The organism is Agrobacterium sp. CG674, assembly GCF_053521645.1.
Genome location: NZ_JBNWDZ010000001.1, coordinates 510,582 through 529,729, shown reverse-complemented (window position 1 = coordinate 529,729; position 19,148 = coordinate 510,582). Strand labels below are relative to the sequence as shown.

14 protein-coding genes and 1 tRNA gene are annotated in these 19,148 nt (G+C 57.2%); 7 read left to right on the top strand and 8 right to left on the bottom strand.

The window, feature by feature from the left end; translation table 11 throughout:
• Positions 1–101: 101 nt before the first annotated feature.
• Positions 102–178 (bottom strand) — tRNA-His (locus ACQZ51_RS02535).
• A 401-nt stretch (positions 179–579) separates the two neighbouring features.
• Between ACQZ51_RS02535 and ACQZ51_RS02530 the strand changes: the two genes are divergently transcribed.
• Both ACQZ51_RS02530 and ACQZ51_RS02525 read left to right on the top strand, forming a co-directional pair.
• Positions 580–4,176 carry an ATP-binding protein gene (locus tag ACQZ51_RS02530; protein WP_448774969.1) on the top strand — a complete coding sequence of 1,199 codons (3,597 nt, stop codon included), beginning with the start codon at positions 580–582 and terminating at the stop codon, positions 4,174–4,176.
• 111 nt (positions 4,177–4,287) lie between these two features.
• Complete coding sequence (locus ACQZ51_RS02525; protein ID WP_448775737.1) at positions 4,288–5,955, top strand: ABC transporter permease; 1,668 nt, start codon at positions 4,288–4,290, stop codon at positions 5,953–5,955.
• 240 nt (positions 5,956–6,195) lie between these two features.
• Here ACQZ51_RS02525 and ACQZ51_RS02520 read toward each other — a convergent pair whose 3' ends face one another.
• The 5 genes from ACQZ51_RS02520 to ACQZ51_RS02500 form a co-directional block, all read right to left on the bottom strand.
• Complete coding sequence (locus ACQZ51_RS02520) at positions 6,196–7,008, bottom strand: ABC transporter permease (protein ID WP_448774968.1); 813 nt, start codon at positions 7,006–7,008, stop codon at positions 6,196–6,198.
• A gap of 3 nt (positions 7,009–7,011) precedes the next feature.
• Complete coding sequence (locus ACQZ51_RS02515) at positions 7,012–7,920, bottom strand: ABC transporter permease subunit (RefSeq protein WP_448774967.1); 909 nt, start codon at positions 7,918–7,920, stop codon at positions 7,012–7,014.
• A gap of 12 nt (positions 7,921–7,932) precedes the next feature.
• Positions 7,933–9,090, bottom strand: coding sequence for an ABC transporter ATP-binding protein (locus ACQZ51_RS02510; protein WP_448774965.1), 1,158 nt, complete (start codon positions 9,088–9,090; stop codon positions 7,933–7,935).
• Positions 9,091–9,163: 73 nt separating this feature from the next.
• Complete coding sequence (locus ACQZ51_RS02505; protein WP_448774964.1) at positions 9,164–10,261, bottom strand: polyamine ABC transporter substrate-binding protein; 1,098 nt, start codon at positions 10,259–10,261, stop codon at positions 9,164–9,166.
• Between the two features lie 133 nt (positions 10,262–10,394).
• Positions 10,395–11,813, bottom strand: coding sequence for a helix-turn-helix domain-containing protein (locus tag ACQZ51_RS02500; protein ID WP_448774963.1), 1,419 nt, complete (start codon positions 11,811–11,813; stop codon positions 10,395–10,397).
• Positions 11,814–12,039: 226 nt separating this feature from the next.
• On the opposite strand from ACQZ51_RS02500, the gene aceA reads away from it, so the two are divergent.
• Together aceA and ACQZ51_RS02490 are read left to right on the top strand one after the other, a co-directional pair.
• Positions 12,040–13,329, top strand: coding sequence for an isocitrate lyase (aceA, locus tag ACQZ51_RS02495; protein ID WP_448774961.1), 1,290 nt, complete (start codon positions 12,040–12,042; stop codon positions 13,327–13,329).
• A 38-nt stretch (positions 13,330–13,367) separates the two neighbouring features.
• Entirely contained in the window at positions 13,368–13,613 is a 246-nt protein-coding gene (locus tag ACQZ51_RS02490) for an SMc00767 family acetate metabolism repressor (protein WP_042619072.1), read from the top strand.
• 8 nt (positions 13,614–13,621) lie between these two features.
• On the opposite strand, the gene ACQZ51_RS02485 is transcribed toward ACQZ51_RS02490, so the two are convergent.
• Positions 13,622–14,494, bottom strand: a complete 873-nt coding sequence (locus ACQZ51_RS02485) for a LysR family transcriptional regulator (RefSeq protein ID WP_448774959.1) — start codon at positions 14,492–14,494, stop codon at positions 13,622–13,624.
• Between ACQZ51_RS02485 and ACQZ51_RS02480 the strand changes: the two genes are divergently transcribed.
• Complete coding sequence (locus ACQZ51_RS02480) at positions 14,484–14,903, top strand: hypothetical protein (RefSeq protein ID WP_448774957.1); 420 nt, start codon at positions 14,484–14,486, stop codon at positions 14,901–14,903. The two genes, ACQZ51_RS02485 and ACQZ51_RS02480, sit on opposite strands and share 11 nt — an antisense overlap.
• A 115-nt stretch (positions 14,904–15,018) precedes the next feature.
• Here ACQZ51_RS02480 and ACQZ51_RS02475 read toward each other — a convergent pair whose 3' ends face one another.
• On the bottom strand, positions 15,019–16,203 hold the full coding sequence (locus ACQZ51_RS02475; protein WP_448774956.1) for an NAD(P)/FAD-dependent oxidoreductase: 1,185 nt from the start codon (positions 16,201–16,203) through the stop codon (positions 15,019–15,021).
• Positions 16,204–16,332: 129 nt separating this feature from the next.
• Here ACQZ51_RS02475 and ACQZ51_RS02470 point away from each other — a divergent pair, with 129 nt between their 5' ends.
• A complete protein-coding gene (locus ACQZ51_RS02470) occupies positions 16,333–17,769 on the top strand; it encodes a glutamine synthetase family protein (RefSeq protein WP_042619070.1) in 1,437 nt (478 codons plus the stop codon).
• Positions 17,770–17,779: 10 nt separating this feature from the next.
• Entirely contained in the window at positions 17,780–19,066 is a 1,287-nt protein-coding gene (locus ACQZ51_RS02465) for an NAD(P)/FAD-dependent oxidoreductase (protein ID WP_448774955.1), read from the top strand.
• Positions 19,067–19,148 lie beyond the last annotated feature (82 nt).

Genomic DNA, 19,148 nt, shown 5'->3' with positions numbered 1-19,148 from the left:
AAACTGCACCGCCAGGATAAATGGAATTCCTGACTGACTTCAGCTTAGATGCATGCAGGATGCGAGAACTTTATAATTTCGGGGAGCATCTGTGGAAGAAATGGTACGGTTGGCTGGAATCGAACCAGCGACCTCAGGATCCACAAACCTGCGCTCTAACCAACTGAGCTACAACCGCACATCACGGACGCCGCTTCGGCGCCACGGGGGCTCACATACGGGGAGTTTTTCCGTTTTGCAAGTCCTTCGATGATTTTTACGAAAAAAGGATGAGAAAGCAAGCGCGTTTCGGTTGATGGACGTGAAGGCAGAAAAAAGCCTATGGACGAATGATAGCAAAGTCCAATTGGCGATTGCATTTAGACCTGTGCCGACACACATTGAATATGATGTGCAGTTCTGATCCTAAAAGCTTGGCGCATTAACTGTAATTGGCAATTCCCCTTACAGATGATGGACCGAATGACCCTGTCAAGTTATTTAAGATTCTGTTAACATCGGGCCGATGCAGGCCGTATGCCCCTCATGATGAGGTTTTGCGGTTGCGTGAGGTCAGGTCATGCCAGAATAGGTATCCACATGCCCGCCGTACAATATCCGTTTATAGACATTGCAGTACATGAGCGCGTTCGTGACCATTTCGGTCGCGGCGAAGCCATGGCCCTATTCTCGATGAATTTGCAGACGGCGCTCTGGGCAAACGGCCGTGGTGCAGCCTTGTTCGGCACGCCCATGATCTATGATTTTCTGGAACGCGGGCCAAAGCAGCAGGATGTGACGTTCCGGCAATTTTCGGCGACGGCGGCGCGCCTTGCAAAAAGCGGCGACAGCGGGCAGTTCAATATCCGCATTCATTCCGGCTTCAAAAGCGTTTCGGTTATGGCAACGGCCCAGATCATCGAACCCGAACCCGGCCAGCCCGCAATTCTCTTTACCGCGCCAATCGACGCCGTTGTCCCTTCGCTTCAGGAGCGGGCGCGCCGGATGATCGAGGGTTTCGATGACCCAGACATTCACCTGGCAGTGCTGGATGCAGACAGCAAGGTCCTCGCGGCGTCGCAAGGCTTTTCTGCGCTAGGCATTACGCCGGTGACGACGCGCACGCTTGTGGTCATGGCCTCTGGTCAACCCGGCAAGCTGGTCAAGAGGCCGGTGCCTGCGGGTAAGGGTTATCTTCCCGCCGCCGCCGGGCAACTGTCACAAGACCCGCAGCTCAACCTCCTTTTCGTCGTTGAAACGGTCATCGGCACGCTTGATCCTTCCGCTGAATTCACCCAGACCAGGGTGGAGCCAGCGACCCAACCAAATGGCAGCCTTCCGGCAGTTGCCTTGAAGGAAGACGTTGTGGAGGAGCCTATCTCCGTCGATGCAGTCAACTCAGCTGTCGACGTTGCGCCTGAAATGACCGACCTTGAGCCAGCGCTAGAGCCGCAAGCGCTTGATGATGCCGACACAACCATCCCGGAAACGGACATCGTCGAAGCTGAGGCGGACGTCGATGTCATGCCCTCCGAAGAGGAAATCACACCTGTAGAAGCCGTCCAGACAGAAACGACTGTCTCGGACAAGGCTGAAACAGAGATCGCCGACCTTGAGCCTGATCAGGTCGCCGATGCAGTCGAGCTGGAAGATGCCGTGACATCGCCTGTTGAGGATAAGGCAGGATTCACATTCGATCCAAGTCGGCGTGCATCCCGCTTCGTCTGGAAGATCGATGCAGCTGGGCGGTTCAGCTCCGTATCGCATGAATTTGCTGATGCTGTAGGGCCGAAGGCTGCCAATGTCGAAGGCATGAGCTTTGCCGATCTGGCCGCCCTGTTCAACCTTGACTCCGATGGCAAGATCACCGAGCTTTTGAACCGACGCGACACGTGGTCCGGTAAGACGATCTATTGGCCTGTCGAAGGCACATCATTGATGGTTCCCATCGATCTTGCCGCCCTGCCAACCTATACGCGGTCGCGTGAGTTTGATGGCTTCCGTGGTTTCGGCATTGTCCGCATCACGGATGCGGTGGAAGATCCGAACGCTGTAGGCCTCGCCCTTGCATGTGAAGAGAAGCCAGCAGATGACGAACTGGCCGAAACAGTCGCGGATAATGTCGCCGTTACGGCGGTTTCGCCTGAAGACGTTAAGGAAGACGCGCCCGCTACCTTGCAGGCGGTGAACGAGAATATTGCCGAGGACGAACGCCCACAGGCGCAGCGCAGCTTCGATCCACCAGAAACCGAAGTCCCTGTTCTTGAGATCACCGAGACGCCGAACCGTCGTTTTTCCGACAAGGTCGTTCAGTTTGAAAGTCACCGCGCCAACAACCGCGAGGGCTTGAGCGCGAGCGAGCAGGCTGCCTTCCAGGAAATCGGCCGCGCCCTTACGCCGGTTGTTGCGGATGAGAAGGGCGAGCACGACGAAACGGTTTCGCCCGAGCCTATCGATGATGCGACATCGGATGCCGAACCCGTCAATTCGGACGAAGCATTACAGCAGGAGCTGTTCACTGCTGACAGTGAACAGTATCCCGACGTATCCTCTCATGATGATGACGACGATTTCGCTGCCTACACGCGCGGCGATGAAAATGTCACCTTCATAGCTCCACAGAGCGTGGCCCGTACCTCTGATGCAGATACCCCCGTTGAGGCGCACAACGCGCCCCGCACGATTGCTGCGCTGAATGCCGACACGGTCGACCAGATGCCGGTCGCGCTTCTGATTCATAGCGGCGACCGGCTGATCCATGCCAATCCGGAATTTCTGCGTCTGACAGGCTATGGCACCATCGAGGAACTGGCCGAGGTTGGCGGCCTTGATGCGCTGTTGCAGCGTGACGATCTCGACGCCGTGTCGCAGCGTTCAGGCGGTTTGGTGGCCGTAAGCGCCGAAAACGAACTCATCCCGGTCAAGGCACGCCTGCAATCCGTGAGCTGGGACGAGGCCGGCGCTTTGATGCTGTCTCTCATCCCGATGCAGGAGCCTGCTGCAAATCCCCTGCCCGCCAACGAGAATGACGTTCAACAACCCGCATCCGATGAAACGGATGCCGAGGTATCCGGGCTGAAAGGCCAGGTCGAGGAGTTGCATTCGATACTCGAAACAGCAACGGACGGTGTCGTTCTGCTGGACGAAGGCGGTACGATCAGGTCGCTGAACCGCTCCGCCAATGCCTTGTTCAATTACGACAATGATGAAATCTCCGGCAAACCCTTCGTCATGCTGTTTGCCCATGAGAGCCAGCGTGCGGTGCTTGATTATCTCTCGGGCCTTGCCAATAATGGCGTTGCCAGCGTGTTGAACGATGGCCGCGAAGTGATTGGTCGCGAGGCATCCGGCGGTTTCCTGCCACTGTTCATGACCATCGGCAGGCTGAAATCATCCAATGGCTACTGCGCTGTTATTCGCGATATTACGCAGTGGAAACGCACGGAAGAAGATTTGCGCAACGCCAAGCGCGCCGCAGAGACAGCAAACGCGCACAAGACCGATTTCCTAGCCCGCGTCAGCCATGAAATTCGCACGCCCTTGAATGCCATTATCGGCTTTGCAGAGCTGATGGCCACGGAGCGTTTCGGCCCGGTTGGCCACCCGCGTTATGTGGAATATTCCAACGACATTGGTCGCTCCGGCAGGCATGTGCTCGATATCGTCAACGATCTCCTGGATATTTCCAAGATCGAGGCGGGGCAGATGGATGTGGACTTCAAAGCCGTGGCTTTGAACGACACCATCGCCGAGGCCGTGTCCATCGTGCAGCCGCAGGCGAACAATCAGCGGGTCATCATTCGCACTGCGCTGTCGCAATCTGTGCCGCAGATCGTTGCGGATCTTCGCTCGATCAAGCAGATCATGCTCAACGTCCTGTCGAATGCCATCAAGTTCACGCCATCGGGCGGTCAGATCGTTGTGTCGACGGCCTATGAAGCCAATGGCAGCGTTGTTTTGCGCATTCGTGATACCGGCATCGGCATGACCCGCACGGAGCTGGAACATGCCATGAAACCATTCCGTCAGGTTTCCGCATCCAGCAACCGCGTTCGTGGCGATGGCACGGGCCTTGGCCTGCCGCTGACAAAGGCGATGGTGGATGCCAACCGTGCCAACTTCTCGATCACATCGGCGCCCAACGAGGGAACGCTGGTGGAAATCAGCTTTCCTTCGCAGCGCGTGCTTGCGAACTGAACCCTTCCGGGATTAGCAATGTCTGCGAGGCTGTTTCCTCCAGACATTTTTAGATCGACGCATCGGCTTTAGCCGATGTCGGAAGGGATAAAGCAATTGGCGTCATCACGGATGTTCTCTTCCCGCATATTTCGGCCAAAAGCGGGCGTCTCAGGGCTGTCCATCGCCACGTTGACGCTGGCGGCAATGGTCTCCATGCCGTTGATCGCCATCTTCTGCATTGCTGCCACAGGCGGCATAGATGGCTGGCATCATCTGCTGGTCAATGTTCTGCCGCGTGTGGGTGTGCAAACGCTAGCGCTTCTTGTCATAACCGGGCTTACCTGCGCCATCTTCGGCATCATCGCCGCATGGCTGGTCAGCAGCTTTGAGTTTCCGCTGCGCCGTCTGGTTTCCTTTGCGCTGGTCCTGCCACTTGCCATTCCTTCCTATCTGGCCGCCTATGCATTTGGTGAATTCCTGGATTTCACAGGCCCTGTGCAAACGGCATTGCGCTCGCTCTTGGGTTATCAATCCATCAAAGAATACTGGTTCCCGGATATCCGCTCGCTCGGCGGCGCGGTGCTGGTGCTGAGTTCGGTGCTTTACCCCTATGTCTATCTGTCTGTGCGGGCGGCTTTTGGTCTGCAAGGCAGGCTGGCCACGGAGGCCGCCAGAACGCTCGGCGCAAGCCCTTTGCGAATATTCCTCACCGTGCAACTGCCCATGGCCAGACCTGCCATCATTATAGGTCTCGCTCTTGTGATGATGGAGACGCTCAACGATATCGGAGCGGTCGAATATCTGGGCGTCCGCACCCTGACATTCGCCATTTATGAGACATGGCTCAACCGGGGAAATCTTGCAGGCGCAACCCAGATCGCCTCGATGCTCATCCTCATTGTCGTGGCGCTCATCATCACCGAAAGAAAGGCGCGCAGTCGCCAACGGTTTGCCGCCGCCAAATCCACGGCCATGAAGCAGCGCTTTGCATTGAAGGCACTTCCAGCAGCAACTGGCTGGGCGGCGACGGCCTTCTGCCTGCTGCCCGTGCTCTGCGGATTTGCCATACCGGTTCTGGTGCTGGGCGGCTATGCCCTCAAACGGCTAGGTGCACTTGCCGATCCGAAACTCATCAAGGCGCTGGCCCACAGTCTGGAAGTATCGATCTGCGCCGCTGTCATCACCCTCATCTTTGGCTTTCTCTTTGCCTATGTCCAGCGCATCAACGCATCACCCTTTGCCCGTTTTGCCAGTCGCTTAGGCTCACTTGGCTATGGCATTCCAGGAACGGTGCTGGCCATCGGGGTGTTGTTGCCGCTTTCAGCCTTTGACAATGCGCTCGATGGCCTCTTGCGGGCTCACCTCAACATTTCGACCGGCCTTCTGCTTTCGGGAACGGCATTTGCCATCATCTATGCCCATAGTGTGCGGTTCGTGACGCTTTCGGAGGGCACGATCGATGCGGGCTTTCAGAAACTTTCGCCGCATGTCGATATGGCTGCCAGAACGCTCGGGCGCACACGCTCCCGCACGTTGATCGACGTGCTGTTACCCAACATCCGCCCGGCCGCCGTGACCGCCGCACTGCTGGTTTTCATCGAATCCCTGAAAGAACTGCCCGCCACCATCATGCTGCGACCGTTCAATTTCAACACGCTCGCCACATTGGTTTATGAGAATGCGTCCCGCTCCAAGGTACAGGATGCCTCCATACCGGCTCTCATCATCATCGCGGCAGGGCTTATTCCCGTACTTTTCGTTTCCCGGTCGCTCGACCACGGATCGGATATACATTAGCGAAAAAAAAGGCAGCGAATGCTGCCTTTAAAAGTTTGTGCTAATAACGAGAGTAGGAATAAACAAACATCATGTCTTTGGGTCACCGACCCGGCCACCCTCTCATTGAGTGCACCCACGTTAATCACCATTTGAGACATTGCCCTTTAACAAAGTGTTAAAAGCACACTACACCATTTAGGGACAACGAAATCCTAATAGGCTCTTTCGCGTTCAACGGCCAAGTGGCAGATCAGCCTGTCAGCCTTTCGCCGCAACGTGCTGATCACGCATCCGCTGCAATTCCGAACGCTTGGTGGCAAGCGACGCGCAGATGACGCCAACGGTGACGAAGGCGATCAGGATCGTGCAGATGGCATTGATTTCAGGCGTGACGCCCAAGCGCACCTGCGAATAGATCTTGATCGGCAGCGTTGTTGCGCCCGGCCCCGTGGTAAAGCTTGCAATGACCAGATCGTCCAATGACAACGTAAACGCCAGCATCCAGCCCGCAACGACACCCGGCAGAATAAGCGGAAGGGTGATACGGAAGAAGGTCTTGACGGGCGGGCAGCCAAGATCGAGCGCCGCCTCTTCCAGACTACGGTCAAAGGTCAGCAGGCGCGACTGCACCACGATGGCCACATAACACATGGTGAAGGTCGTGTGAGCGATGATGACGGTCCAGAAACCGCGATCCACCCCGATGGAGACGAACAGCAGCAGCAAGGAGAGGCCGGTGATAACCTCGGGCATGACGAGCGGCGCGTAGATCATGCCGGAAAACAGCATCCGCCCCGGGAACCGGGTGAAGCGGGTCAGTGACAGAGCCGCCAGCGTTCCCATGATCGTGCCGATGGTCGCACTCAAAAGCGCCACCCGCAGCGTGATCCATGCCGCATCCATCAGGCTCTCATTGCTCCACATGGACCGATACCATTGCAGCGAGAACCCGCCCCAAACCGTGACGAGCTTGGAAGCATTGAAGGAATAGATCACCAGAATGAGGATCGGAATATAGAGGAAGGCAAAGCAGAGCGTGAGGATGGTGGTGTCGAATTTACCGCGCTTCATGGCTCAGGTCACCTTCTTCTGCTGGTTCTGGAAGATGGCGATGGGAACGACAAGCACGAGCAGCAGCAACACGGCAACGGCCGAGGCTAGCGGCCAGTCTCTATTGCTGAAGAATTCCGTCCACAACGTCTTGCCGATCATTAGCGTTTCAGCGCCGCCCAGAAGATCTGGAATCACGAATTCACCGGTAATGGGAATGAAGCAGATCATCGATCCGGCTATAACGCCGGGCAGAGACAGCGGGAAGGTGATTTTCCAGAAGGCCTTCCAGGGTGGGCAACCCAGATCGGCTGCGGCTTCCAGCAACGTGTTATCGAGCTTTTCAAGGGCAGCGTAGAGCGGCAGCACCATGAAGGGCAGGTAGGAATAGACGATACCGATAAAGACCGCCGTGTCCGTACGGAAAATATCGACCTGCTGGTCCGGCCCCAAAATGCCGATGGACTGGAAGAGAACCGTCAGCAGACCCTCCGGCTTCAAAATGCCGATCCATGCGTAAACACGGATGAGAAACGACGTCCAGAACGGCAGAATGACCAGCATGACCAGAGTTGGCCTGATGGTCGCTGGCGCACGCGCCATGGCCAGCGCCATCGGATAACCGATCAACAGCAGCAGGGCCGTGGAAATCAGCGCGATCCGCAGCGACGAAAGATAGGCTTCAACGTAAAGCGGGTCCTGCGTCAGGAACAGATAATTCTCGAAATCCAGCTGCGACAGGAAATCGCCAATGGCGCTGAAGCCGTCAAACACCGGCACATAGGGCGGCATGGCGATGGCCGTATCGGACAGCGAAATCTTGACGATGATCAGAAACGGCGCGGTGAAAAACAGCGCAAGCCAGATATAGGGCACGGCAACAATCAGCCACCGCATGGGGCTTTGCCGGTTTTCAGGAGACGAGATAGCCATATGTCACCTCCTTTAGCGGGTGAGAACCAAACCGGAATCGGCTTTCCACGTCAACCAGACCATATCCTCGAAGGTGATGGGCCGGTCAACGAGGCGTGACACGTTGGCCTGTGCCGCCCGCATGATACGACCGTCATCCAGCTTGACGATGAAGATCGAGAAATCTCCGAGATAGCCAATATCCCAGACCTCGCCATGGCCCACATTGACGGAACGATCGGCGGGCGGATCAAGCGAAATGCCGACCTTTTCCGGGCGAATGGCAAAGGCGACCTTGCTGCCGACCGAAACGGCGCAGTCCTGCTCCACCACCACGGGCAGACCTTCGCAGTCCAGGCGGATATTGGCCGGGGCTCCCTCACGCGGGGCGATTTCCTTGACCTCGGCTTCGAAAATATTGATGTCGCCAATGAAATCCGCGACGTAGCGGCTGTTGGGCGCTTCGTAGATTTCGGCAGGCGTTGCCACCTGCACGACGGTGCCCTTGTCCATCACGGCAATGCGATCCGAGACAGTCATGGCCTCTTCCTGATCGTGCGTCACGATGAGAAAGGTCAGGCCAAGCGTCTGCTGCAAATCCATGATTTCGAACTGGGTTTCTTCGCGCAGCTTTCGATCCAGCGCACCCAAGGGCTCATCCAGCAGCAGCACTTTCGGACGTTTTGCCAGAGAGCGGGCAAGCGCCACGCGCTGGCGTTGGCCGCCAGAAAGCTGGCTCGGTTTGCGCTTGGCAAATTCGGTGAGCTTGACGAGGCGCAGCATTTCCTCGACACGGGTGGCGATCTCGGCTTTTGGAAGATTATCCTGCTCCAGTCCGAAAGCGATGTTCTTTTCGACCGACATATGTGGGAAAAGCGCGTAGGACTGGAACATCATATTGGTGGGTCGCTTGTAGGGCGGCACACCTGAAATATCCTTGCCCTGCAGCAGGATACGGCCCTCGGTGGGCTCTTCGAAACCGGCCAGCATGCGCATCAACGTCGTCTTGCCGCAGCCGGATGGTCCAAGCAGGGAAAAGAACTCGCGCTCGTAAATATCCAGCGTCAGATTATCAACAGCGACGTAATCACCAAATCTCTTGGTCACATTCTCAAACCGTATGAACGGCACCGAAGCCGGGTCTGTCCATGGAGAGAATTTGCGCTTCACCGGACCAAGAGATTTAGCCATGTATTATCCCACTTGTTTATGTGCCTGAACAAGAAAGGGGCAGGTATACGCCCGCCCCTCTTTCCAATACCGGTCAGCTGCCGGTTTTTATCTGTGTCCAGACGCGGTTGAGAACGCGCTGTTCTTTCGGGCCATAGGGCGAGATGGTGAAGAGCTTCTTCATCGTCTCCGCATCCGGGTAAACACCGGGATTTTTAGACACGGCTTCGTCCATCAGTGCCTGCGATGCCAGATTGCCGTTGGCATATTGCACGTAGTCGGATGCCTTGGCAGCGACATCGGGCTTCATCATGAAGTTGATGAATGCGTGGGCCGCATCGACATTTTTGGCGTCTGCCGGAATGGCAAAGGAATCCATCCAGATATAGGTGCCTTCCTTGGGAATGACGTAGTTCACTTCAACGCCATTCTTGGCTTCTTCGGCGCGAGCCTTGGCCTGAAGGATATCGCCCGACCAGCCGATGGTGATGCAGCTGTCGCCATTGGCCAGCTCATCAATGTAAGCCGAGGAATTGAAGGTCTTCACCGAAGGACGGATGGCCTTGTAAACATCGCCGCCTGCTTCCAGATCGGCAGTTGCCTTGCTGTCCGGGTTTTTGCCGATGTAGTTCATGGCGATGGCGAAGGTTTCGTCAGAGGCATCGAGGATGTTGATGCCGCAGGACTTCAGCTTCGCAGCATTTTCAGGCTTGAAGATAACATCCCAGCTATCGATCTTCACGTCGCCCAGTGCAGCCTTGACCTTGGCCACGTTGTAACCGATGCCGGTGGTGCCCCACATGTAGTTGACGGCATATTCATTGCCGGGATCGTACTGCGCCAGACGAGTGGTGATCTCAGGCCACATGTTCTTGAGGTTCGGCAGCTTGGACTTGTCCAACTTCTGGTAAACGCCGGCCTTGATCTGACGGGCAAGGAATGGTGACGTTGGCGCAACCACGTCATAACCGGAGTTTCCGGCCAAAAGCTTGGTTTCCAGAACCTCGTTGCCATCATAAACGTCGTAAACGACCTTGATGCCGGTTTCCTTGGTGAATTCTTCCAGAAGTGAGGGCTCGATATAGTCGGACCAGTTGTAAACGTGGACGACCTTTTCCTGCGCGTAGGCCGTGCCGGCGGCGAGTGCCGCGGCCACGACAGCAAGGCTGAAACGAAGCGAACGATGTTTCATGATAACTCCTGTTTGAACGCGCCATGGGAAAGCGCGTGATCCCCTTGTTTTGCCAGAGACTAGAAAGGAAAACTTGCCGCCGCAAGCGGGAAATGTGCAACGCGGCATTTTCAAACAATTGTCTTCAAATGCTTCACTGAAAATCGAAAACGCTGAGGCCTGTCACCATTTCATCCAGCCCCAGAGGCCGCGTCAGCGGCGCCTCGGCACGCGCGAGGCAACCCTGCCTCTCGCACAGACGACAGGACGGGCCAATGGCAACCCTCAAGGCTGCGCTTCCAACCGCATCGCCATAAACCGTTTCTCGGGCCAGCGCGGCATCACAGGCGATCATGACTGTGGTGCGGCGAAGACGCTCCCCAAAGCCCGCCTGCGGCCCCTCCAGCGTGCGCGCAATGGTCAGATAGGCCCCGCCATCCGGCATCTCGACCTGTTCGGCGAGAACCTGGCCAGGCTGCGAAAATGCGGCGTGGACATTGAGCTTGGGACAGAGCCCACCAAAGCGGGCCTGCGGAAAGCCAAGCGCCCCCGCCTTGCGAAACCGGTTTCCGGCACTGTCGATTTCCATGAGAAAGAACGGAATGCCGCTGGCACCGGGCCGCACCAGAGTGACGAGGCGGCTTGCCGCCTGCTCGAATGATACATTGAAGCGCCCGCGCAGGATGTCGATATCGTAACGCGCCCGCTGTGCGGCGGCGAGATAGGCACCATAGGGCATCATCAGTGCATGGGCGGCGTAACGCGCAAGCTCGAAACGGGCGATGCGCTTTGCCTCTTCGCTGGAAAGCGGCAGGCTGGCAAGCTCAACCCCAATCTCCTGCGTCAGCGCCAGAAGACAGGCTTCCATAGCCATCTCACGCAACTGGTCCTGCGGAGACAGGCGCTCGGACAGGAAAAGTCGCATGGAGTGGCGGTCATAGCGTCTTCGCAGGTTCGGCATGGCGTGCACCGGCATGGTGCGCACAACGATGCCGTGGTTTTTCTGAAGCCAGCCTTTCAGCGCCTGCGCCAGATCGTCTCCCGGCTTCAGCGCCGCGTGGAACGCTTCCGCCGCTGTGTCCAGTTCAGCGAAATAGGCAGGGCGCCGTTCAAAGATTTCCCGCACCTCGTCAATGGGCAGGCGCGTTGCTGAAAGTGTGGTCTGGTGCCCTTCCCGCGCCAGAAGATCCGAGAGATCGCTGAGGCGCTGCGCCTGCTCGCGATAGGCACGGTAGAGTTTGTTGATACCAGCCGCCACATTGGGGGCCGCTTCCGCCACCTCGACAAGCTCCTGCCCCGACGGCACCTCACCCGCCAGCAGCGGATCGGCGAACACTTCCCGCAACTGGCTGGATACGCCGCCGCTCTCGCCCTGCAGATCATCCAGATCGACCTTGTAGACGGATGAGAGTTTCAGCAGAAGCTGCACGGTCAGCGGGCGCTGGTTGCGTTCGATGAGGTTGAGATAAGACGGCGAGATCGACAGCGCCTCCGCCATCGCCGTCTGCGTCAAGCCCAGTCCGTTGCGCACACGGCGCACGCGTGCGCCTGCGAAAATCTTTGCTTCCACCAACGCCTCCCAGCAAGTGATGCAGACAGAATAACCCAGCCGGTCATTTTTACAAGATTTACAATTTTACAAAACTCATTGTCAAAGTTGCTACAGCGTGACCTCTTTCAAGTCACTGATATTACTTTCGAACTGGCAATGAAGCGAAGTAAATTGTAAACATTTCCACATCGGATCAATGCTGATCGGGAGTGGATCAGCCAGGAGATTGTGACAAAGGGAGAGAGACATGACGGATTTTTACAAGCTAGTACCGAATGCCCCGCAGGGTCGTTTTGATGGGATCGAGCGGACCTATACGGCAGCGGATGTGGAGAAGCTGCGCGGCTCTGTCGAGATCCGTTATTCGCTGGCGGAAATGGGAGCGAACCGGCTCTGGCAGCTCATCAATGAGGAGAGCTACATCAATGCGCTCGGCGCGCTTTCCGGCAATCAGGCCATGCAGATGGTTCGCGCCGGTCTGAAGGCGATCTACCTGTCCGGCTGGCAGGTTGCGGCAGATGCCAACACCGCCTCTTCCATGTATCCCGACCAGTCGCTATACCCGGCCAATGCCGCACCGGAACTGGCAAAGCGCATCAACAAGACCTTGCAGCGCGCCGACCAGATAGAGACCGCCGAAGGCAAAGGCCTGTCTGTCGATACGTGGTTTGCGCCCATCGTTGCCGATGCCGAGGCAGGGTTCGGTGGCCCGCTCAATGCGTTCGAAATCATGAAGGCCTTCATCGAGGCGGGTGCTGCCGGTGTTCACTATGAAGACCAGCTAGCATCGGAAAAGAAGTGCGGCCATCTGGGTGGCAAGGTTCTTATCCCGACTGCGGCGCACATTCGCAACCTGACGGCGGCGCGGCTGGCAGCAGACGTCATGGGCACACCGACACTCGTCATCGCCCGCACGGATGCGGAAGCCGCAAAGCTTTTGACCTCCGATATCGATGAGCGTGACCGGCCCTTCGTGGATTATGATGCCGGACGCACGGTCGAAGGCTTCTATCAGGTGAAAAATGGGCTGGAGCCCTGCATCGCCCGCGCCAATGCCTATGCGCCTTTTTGCGATCTGATCTGGTGCGAAACATCCAAGCCGGATCTGGAGCAGGCGAAGCGCTTTGCCGAAGGCGTCCACAAGGTGCATCCGGGCAAGAAGCTCGCCTATAATTGCTCGCCGTCCTTCAACTGGAAAAAACATCTTGATGATGCCACCATTGCAAAGTTCCAGCGCGAGCTGGGGGCGATGGGCTACAAGTTCCAGTTCATCACCCTTGCCGGTTTCCACCAACTCAATTACGGCATGTTTGAACTGGCACGCGGTTACAAGGACCGGCAGATGGCCGCCTATTCGGAGCTTCAGGAAGCGGAATTCGCCGCCGAAATCAACGGCTACACCGCCACCAAGCACCAGCGCGAAGTCGGCACCGGCTATTTCGATGCGGTCTCGGTCGCCATTTCAGGCGGCACATCATCCACAACGGCGATGAAGGAATCGACCGAACACGACCAGTTCCGCCCTGCTGCGGAATAAGCAACAAGCTTCAAGCCCATTGAACGGAGGATCAAACAATGGCTTCGATTTCGAGAGTTAAGGAACGCAGCGAGGAGCAATCCTCATCCATGAGCCAGGATCAGCAAAGCGCCATTCGCATGCTGGCCAACGATTTGCACCGCCTCAATCAGGCGGTCATGAATGCCGTTGAGGCAGGCGTTTCGGTAGAGCTCGTCCGCTCCGCCCGCCACCACGGGGGCGACGGCAACTGGGGAGACCTGCTCATCCCCGTCATCGTGGCGCAGGGCAAGGCTGCGGCTTGACGCAAGTGTTAGGCCGGACGGTAATGCCCTCCGGCAAAAAGATCAGAATGCCCTTTGATCAATTTCACCATACGATCCGCCACCGTCCTGATATCGCGACGGTGGCGGTCTTCGTTGTTCATGACAATCCATTGCTTATGGCGCAGCTCTTCTATGGCCTCGCCCTCGCGCACCAGCCGCGCATTGGCATCACCAATGAAACAGGGCAGCACTGCAACGCCCGCGCCAGCCAGCGCCAGATCAAGCAAGGCCATCGGGCGATTGACCGTGACGACGATGTTCCCGGTCCTGTTTTCATGCGGCCATCGCAGATAGGCTGAAATCGCGCTGTCAGTGGAAACGGCCACCCATCGATCACTGATGGAGGCCGCCGCATTGCGCAATCGATAGGCCGCATAGGCAACGTCGCCGGTTTTGATGGCGGCAAGATTGCGTTCTTCCGGTTCGAAAGCTCTGATACCGATATCGTTTTCGCGGTGGGAGAGGCTGGCACGCTGTTCCGCCACGAAGAGATCGACGCGAAACTCATCTCGCTCATTGCAAATCGCTGAAAAATTGGTGGTCAGCAGATGCGCGTTCCACGTGCCTGCGGCGATGCGCACCAGTGATGTGGCGGCACCGGACTTGCGCCAACCATCGATATTGCGGGCAGCATTTTCCATGGTCTGAAGCTGATCGAGCAGCGCCCGCCCATCGGCAGTAAGCACGTAGCCGGTCTGGCTTCGAATGAAGAGGGATTTGCCGAGCGTCTGCTCCAGCTCCAGCATCCGCCGCCCGATGGTCGCAGCACTGAGGCCGGACGTTGAAGTCGCGCCAGTGAGGCCACCGCTGCGGGCGACATCGAGGAAAATCTGAAATGCTGCCCAGCCTATGTTTTTCATCAGTGAAAAACATAGGGCATTCTCGGCTGCATATAAATCAAAAAATATCGCTCATGCTCAAACCTCAAACATTGAGGAAATTATGCAAGAGCTTTATGCAGCACTGGCTTTGTTGAAAATCACCCGCCCGGACAAGCCACGAAATGCGAGGGAGGAAGAGGACAAGTTTTACGCAGATGCCGCGAAAGCGTCAGAGCGATGGCAACTGACCAAAGCCGTGCTCATGCGTTGCGGCAGTGCTTTGAAAAAGCTAGTGCAACAGCACCAGAAACGCCGCAATCGCACCAGCCGAGATCAGGCTGAGGCGGAAGGCATAAACTGCGTTTTCATTGGCGGTGCGAGCAATCGCGATAGCGCGGGCAGGTTTTCTGGACGTCATCATGAGCGGCTTCCTGAACGAGAAACATAACCGATCGATGCCGGGTTCCGGCGTCCAGCGGGACATCATGTATCAACTTGCGTTGTGCTGGCATTCGATCAGCATGACTCCGCGTCTCTTAATATGGCATTAAGATGTCGAAGCTTCACACAGATTCTCCAGCCGCGTGGCCGGATGCCCATGCCCACTGGAAATTATAGCCGCCCAGCCAACCCGTAACGTCAACACATTCGCCGATGAAATAGAGGCACGGCACGGCCTTCGCCTGCATGGTCCTGGAATCGAGATGGGTGGTATCGACGCCGCCCAATGTGACCTCAGCGGTGCGATATCCTTCAGACCCTGATGGTTTTATGGACCATTCCTGCACGGCGGCAGCCAGCGCCCCCAAAGTCTTGTCCGACATATCTCCCAGATTGCCAGTAACCCCTGCTCGCTCGGTAACATGCTGCGCCAGACGCTTGGGCAGAATATCTCCCAATGCCGTCTGGGCGGACTGGCGGCCATTCGTCTTTTTCGCGGCCTTCAGATGGCCGATGACGTCAAGTTCCGGCTCCATCTTGAGGCTAATCTCGTCACCCTCGCGCCAGAAGGATGAGATTTGCAGAATTGCGGGGCCGCTCAGGCCTCGATGCGTGAACAGCAGCGCCTCTTTGAACGATGTCTTTCCATGCGAAAGCTCGGCAGGAACAGCAATGCCTGACAGTGGTGCGAGCTTTTCCAGCGCGGCCGGATCAAGCGTTAGCGGCACAAGGCCAGGTCGTGTTTCAATGATAGGCAATCCGAACTGTTCGGCCACGCGGTAGGCAAAGCCGGTCGCGCCCATTTTCGGAATGGATTTTCCGCCGGTGGCGATGACCAGACTATCCGCTTCGATCACTCCCGCCGATGTTGAAACCCTGAAGCCCCCGGTGCCGATGGCTTCCACCGAGGAGATCTCGGTTTGCAGCCTAAGCTTTGCACCAACCGCCTGCATTTCACCAAGCAGCATGCGGATGATATCCTTGGCACTGTCATCGCAAAACAATTGGCCTAGCGCCTTTTCATGGAAGGCAATGCGATGTTTCTCCACAAGGCCTATGAAATCGCGCGGCGTGTAGCGCGCCAGCGCGGATTTGGCGAAATGCGGATTGCTGGACAGATAGTTCTTCGGGCTGGTGTGCACATTGGTAAAGTTGCAGCGCCCGCCGCCAGAAATGCGGATTTTCTCGCCCGGCGCCTTGGCGTGATCGATGAGAATGACGGAGCGACCACGCTGACCGGCACGGATGGCACACATCATGCCAGCTGCCCCCGCACCCAATATCAGCACGTTACATTTTTCCGTCATGGAGTTTCCCTAGTTTCGGTGTACTTCCTCTTTTCGAAGTCAGGCCTGATGTCAATGGCGCTTTACCCTTTTGCCAATTGCCAAAGTCTGGCTATGATAGTGCCAATCGAAACACAAAGCCGGTGATTTATGCCTTCCAAGAAAACCATGCTCCGTCCCAAAAAACCGGCAACCATGGCAAAGAAGATACCCGTTGACGTCTCGCCCACACGTGGTTGCGCCACATGGCGGGAAGCTGCGCAATGGCTGAAAGCCCGTGGCATCGAGGACATCGAGTGCATCACGCCCGACCTTGCAGGCGTTCCGCGCGGCAAGATGATGCCGACATCCAAGTTCACCGGCGATACATCGCTGGCGCTGCCATCCGCCCTTTACCGTCACACGATTTCTGGCGAATATCCTGACGAAACGGCAAACTTCCGTTATGAGCCGCGCGATAGCGACCTGAAGCTGGTGCCCGATCTTTCCACGCTCTGCGTCGTGCCGTGGGAAAGTGACCCCACCGCGCAGGTCATCTGCGATGTCGTGGATCAGGAAGGCAATTTCGTTCCCTACACGCCGCGCAACGTGCTGAGAAACGTGCTCGACCTTTACAAGGAAAAGGGCTGGAAGCCGGTCGTTGCCCCAGAAATCGAGTTCTATCTGGTCGCCATGAATGACGACCCCGATTATCCGCTGCATCCGCCAAAGGGTCGCTCGGGCCGTTCCATCGTCGGCGGCCAGAGCTATTCGATTGCCGGCATCAACGAATTCGACGAATTGATCGACGATATCTATCACTTCTCGGAAAAGCAGGGGCTGGAGATCGATACGCTGATCCATGAAGAAGGTCCGGCGCAGCTGGAAATCAACCTTCGCCATGGCGACCCCATCGAGCTTGCGGATCAGGTCTTCCTGTTCAAGCGCACCATTCGTGAAGCGGCGTTGAAACACGGCATCTATGCCACCTTTATGGCAAAGCCCATGCAGGGCATGCCCGGCTCCGCCATGCACATTCACCAGTCGGTGGTGGATATCGAGACTGGTGACAATGTGTTTTCCAACAAGGATGGCAGCCCATCCAAGGAATTCTTCTCCTTCGTCGGCGGCATGCAGCGTTATGTGCCAAACGCGCTGGTCATGCTGGCGCCTTACGTGAACTCCTACCGCCGCCTGACGCCAGACATGGCCTGCCCGGTCAACAATGCCTGGGGCTATGATAACCGCACGACCGCATTTCGCGTTCCGATATCAGGCCCTTCGGCGCGGCGCGTGGAAAACCGTCTGCCCAGCTCCGATGCCAACCCCTATCTGGCCATCGCGGCATCGCTTGCCTGCGGCTGGCTTGGCATCATGAACAATATTGAGCCGACCGAGCCGACCTATGAGACAGCCAACGAAGGCTCCATCGAACTGCCGCGCGGCCTGTTGGAGGCGGTGGCGTTGCTGGAAGGCGAGCCACAGCTGGAGCGGGTCTTCGGGCATGAGTTCGTGGGGCTTTACGCCGGTCTGAAGCGTGGCGAGTTCGAGACCTTCATGCAGGTGATCAGCCCTTGGGAGCGGGAATTCCTGCTGTTGAACGTATGAGGGTTTGCGCATGACATGGCAAAGCCCGATAGCGCCCGGCATGTCCTGGTATCAGGATAGCCTTGGCGAAAGGCCGCAATATCCAGCCATGGATGGTTCCCGCACGGTGGATTGTGCCGTCATCGGCGGCGGTTTCACCGGACTGCAAGCCGCCTATAATCTGGCCAAGGCGGGCATTTCCGTAGTGCTTGTGGAAGGGTGCCGCTTTGGTGATGGCGCTTCCGGGCGCAATGGCGGCCAGTTCGGCAGCGGGCAGCGGGCCTGGCCGGACGAGATGGAAAAGCAGGTCGGCTTCGAGCGTTCCAAGGCGCTGTTCGACATTGCCGAAGGTGCAAAACATTACGTGCTGGATTTTGCCCGCGACCATGGCATCGACATGGAGTTTCTACCGGGACAGCTGAATGTCCTGCACAAGAAAAGCTATGAAAAGACCTATCGCGACAGCGTCGAGGCCATGCGCAGTCGCTATGGCTACGCCCAAGTTTCCTTCATGGAAAAGGCCGAGACAGAGCAGAGGCTGGGTTCCGATCATTACCATTTTGGCGTTCGCGACACCGGCACTGGCCACATCCATCCGCTGAAGCTCATCGCGGGTCTGGCCAAGGCAGCTCATGCTGCGGGCGCGCAGATTTTCGAGATGACGCCTGCCAAATCCATCAAGCAGACGGGCGGCAAGACGCTGATCGAAACGCCATCCGGCACGATCACCGCAAGCCGGGTTCTCATCGCAACCAATGCCCATATCGGCAATCTGGAGCCGGTGACGGCAGCCCACGTCATGCCCATCCGCTCCTTCATCGGCGCGACGGTGCCGCTGGATGAATTTCCTGATATCATTCCGGGGAAAGAAGCCGTCGCGGACAGTCGTTTCGTGGTGCGTTATTTCCGCAAGACGCCGGATAATCGCCTGCTGTTTGGCGGACGGGAGGCCTATACGGCCGATTCCCCGCGGGACATCTCCAGGCATATTCGCAAGCAGATCGCGGAAATCTATCCAGCCCTTGATGCTATCGAGATGACGCATGCCTGGGGTGGGTCCGTTGGTATCACGCTCAATCGTCAGCCCTTCGTGCGCGAAGTCATGCCCGGCGTGATGTCCATCGGCGGTTATTCCGGCCATGGTGTGATGCTGTCGAATTATTGCGGCAAGCTCTATGCGGATATGGTCGTCTCTAAAGACCGGGCGCTGGAGCAGTTCTCGTCGCTCGACGTGCCGTCATTTCCGGGCGGCTCGGCAATGCGGGCACCGCTGCTGTTTCTGGCGCTTTCGTGGTACGCATTGCGAGACAGGTTCTGATGCAGCAAGCGGGAAATATTGGCGCGGCGAAGGTTAACGCAGCATAAACAACGTCTTAAAAGCAAAAACCATATTTTTTTCC

What these genes read in the sequence shown, in the direction of transcription:
- ACQZ51_RS02530 (WP_448774969.1), top strand. Translation starts at nt 580, where the DNA reads ATGCCCGCCGTACAATATCCGTTTATAGACATTGCAGTACATGAGCGC.
- ACQZ51_RS02525 (WP_448775737.1), top strand. Translation starts at nt 4,288, where the DNA reads ATGTTCTCTTCCCGCATATTTCGGCCAAAAGCGGGCGTCTCAGGGCTG.
- ACQZ51_RS02520 (WP_448774968.1), bottom strand. Translation starts at nt 7,008, where the DNA reads ATGAAGCGCGGTAAATTCGACACCACCATCCTCACGCTCTGCTTTGCC.
- ACQZ51_RS02515 (WP_448774967.1), bottom strand. Translation starts at nt 7,920, where the DNA reads ATGGCTATCTCGTCTCCTGAAAACCGGCAAAGCCCCATGCGGTGGCTG.
- ACQZ51_RS02510 (WP_448774965.1), bottom strand. Translation starts at nt 9,090, where the DNA reads ATGGCTAAATCTCTTGGTCCGGTGAAGCGCAAATTCTCTCCATGGACA.
- ACQZ51_RS02505 (WP_448774964.1), bottom strand. Translation starts at nt 10,261, where the DNA reads ATGAAACATCGTTCGCTTCGTTTCAGCCTTGCTGTCGTGGCCGCGGCA.
- aceA (WP_448774961.1), top strand. Translation starts at nt 12,040, where the DNA reads ATGACGGATTTTTACAAGCTAGTACCGAATGCCCCGCAGGGTCGTTTT.
- ACQZ51_RS02490 (WP_042619072.1), top strand. Translation starts at nt 13,368, where the DNA reads ATGGCTTCGATTTCGAGAGTTAAGGAACGCAGCGAGGAGCAATCCTCA.
- ACQZ51_RS02480 (WP_448774957.1), top strand. Translation starts at nt 14,484, where the DNA reads ATGTTTTTCATCAGTGAAAAACATAGGGCATTCTCGGCTGCATATAAA.
- ACQZ51_RS02485 (WP_448774959.1), bottom strand. Translation starts at nt 14,494, where the DNA reads ATGAAAAACATAGGCTGGGCAGCATTTCAGATTTTCCTCGATGTCGCC.
- ACQZ51_RS02475 (WP_448774956.1), bottom strand. Translation starts at nt 16,203, where the DNA reads ATGACGGAAAAATGTAACGTGCTGATATTGGGTGCGGGGGCAGCTGGC.
- ACQZ51_RS02470 (WP_042619070.1), top strand. Translation starts at nt 16,333, where the DNA reads ATGCCTTCCAAGAAAACCATGCTCCGTCCCAAAAAACCGGCAACCATG.
- ACQZ51_RS02465 (WP_448774955.1), top strand. Translation starts at nt 17,780, where the DNA reads ATGACATGGCAAAGCCCGATAGCGCCCGGCATGTCCTGGTATCAGGAT.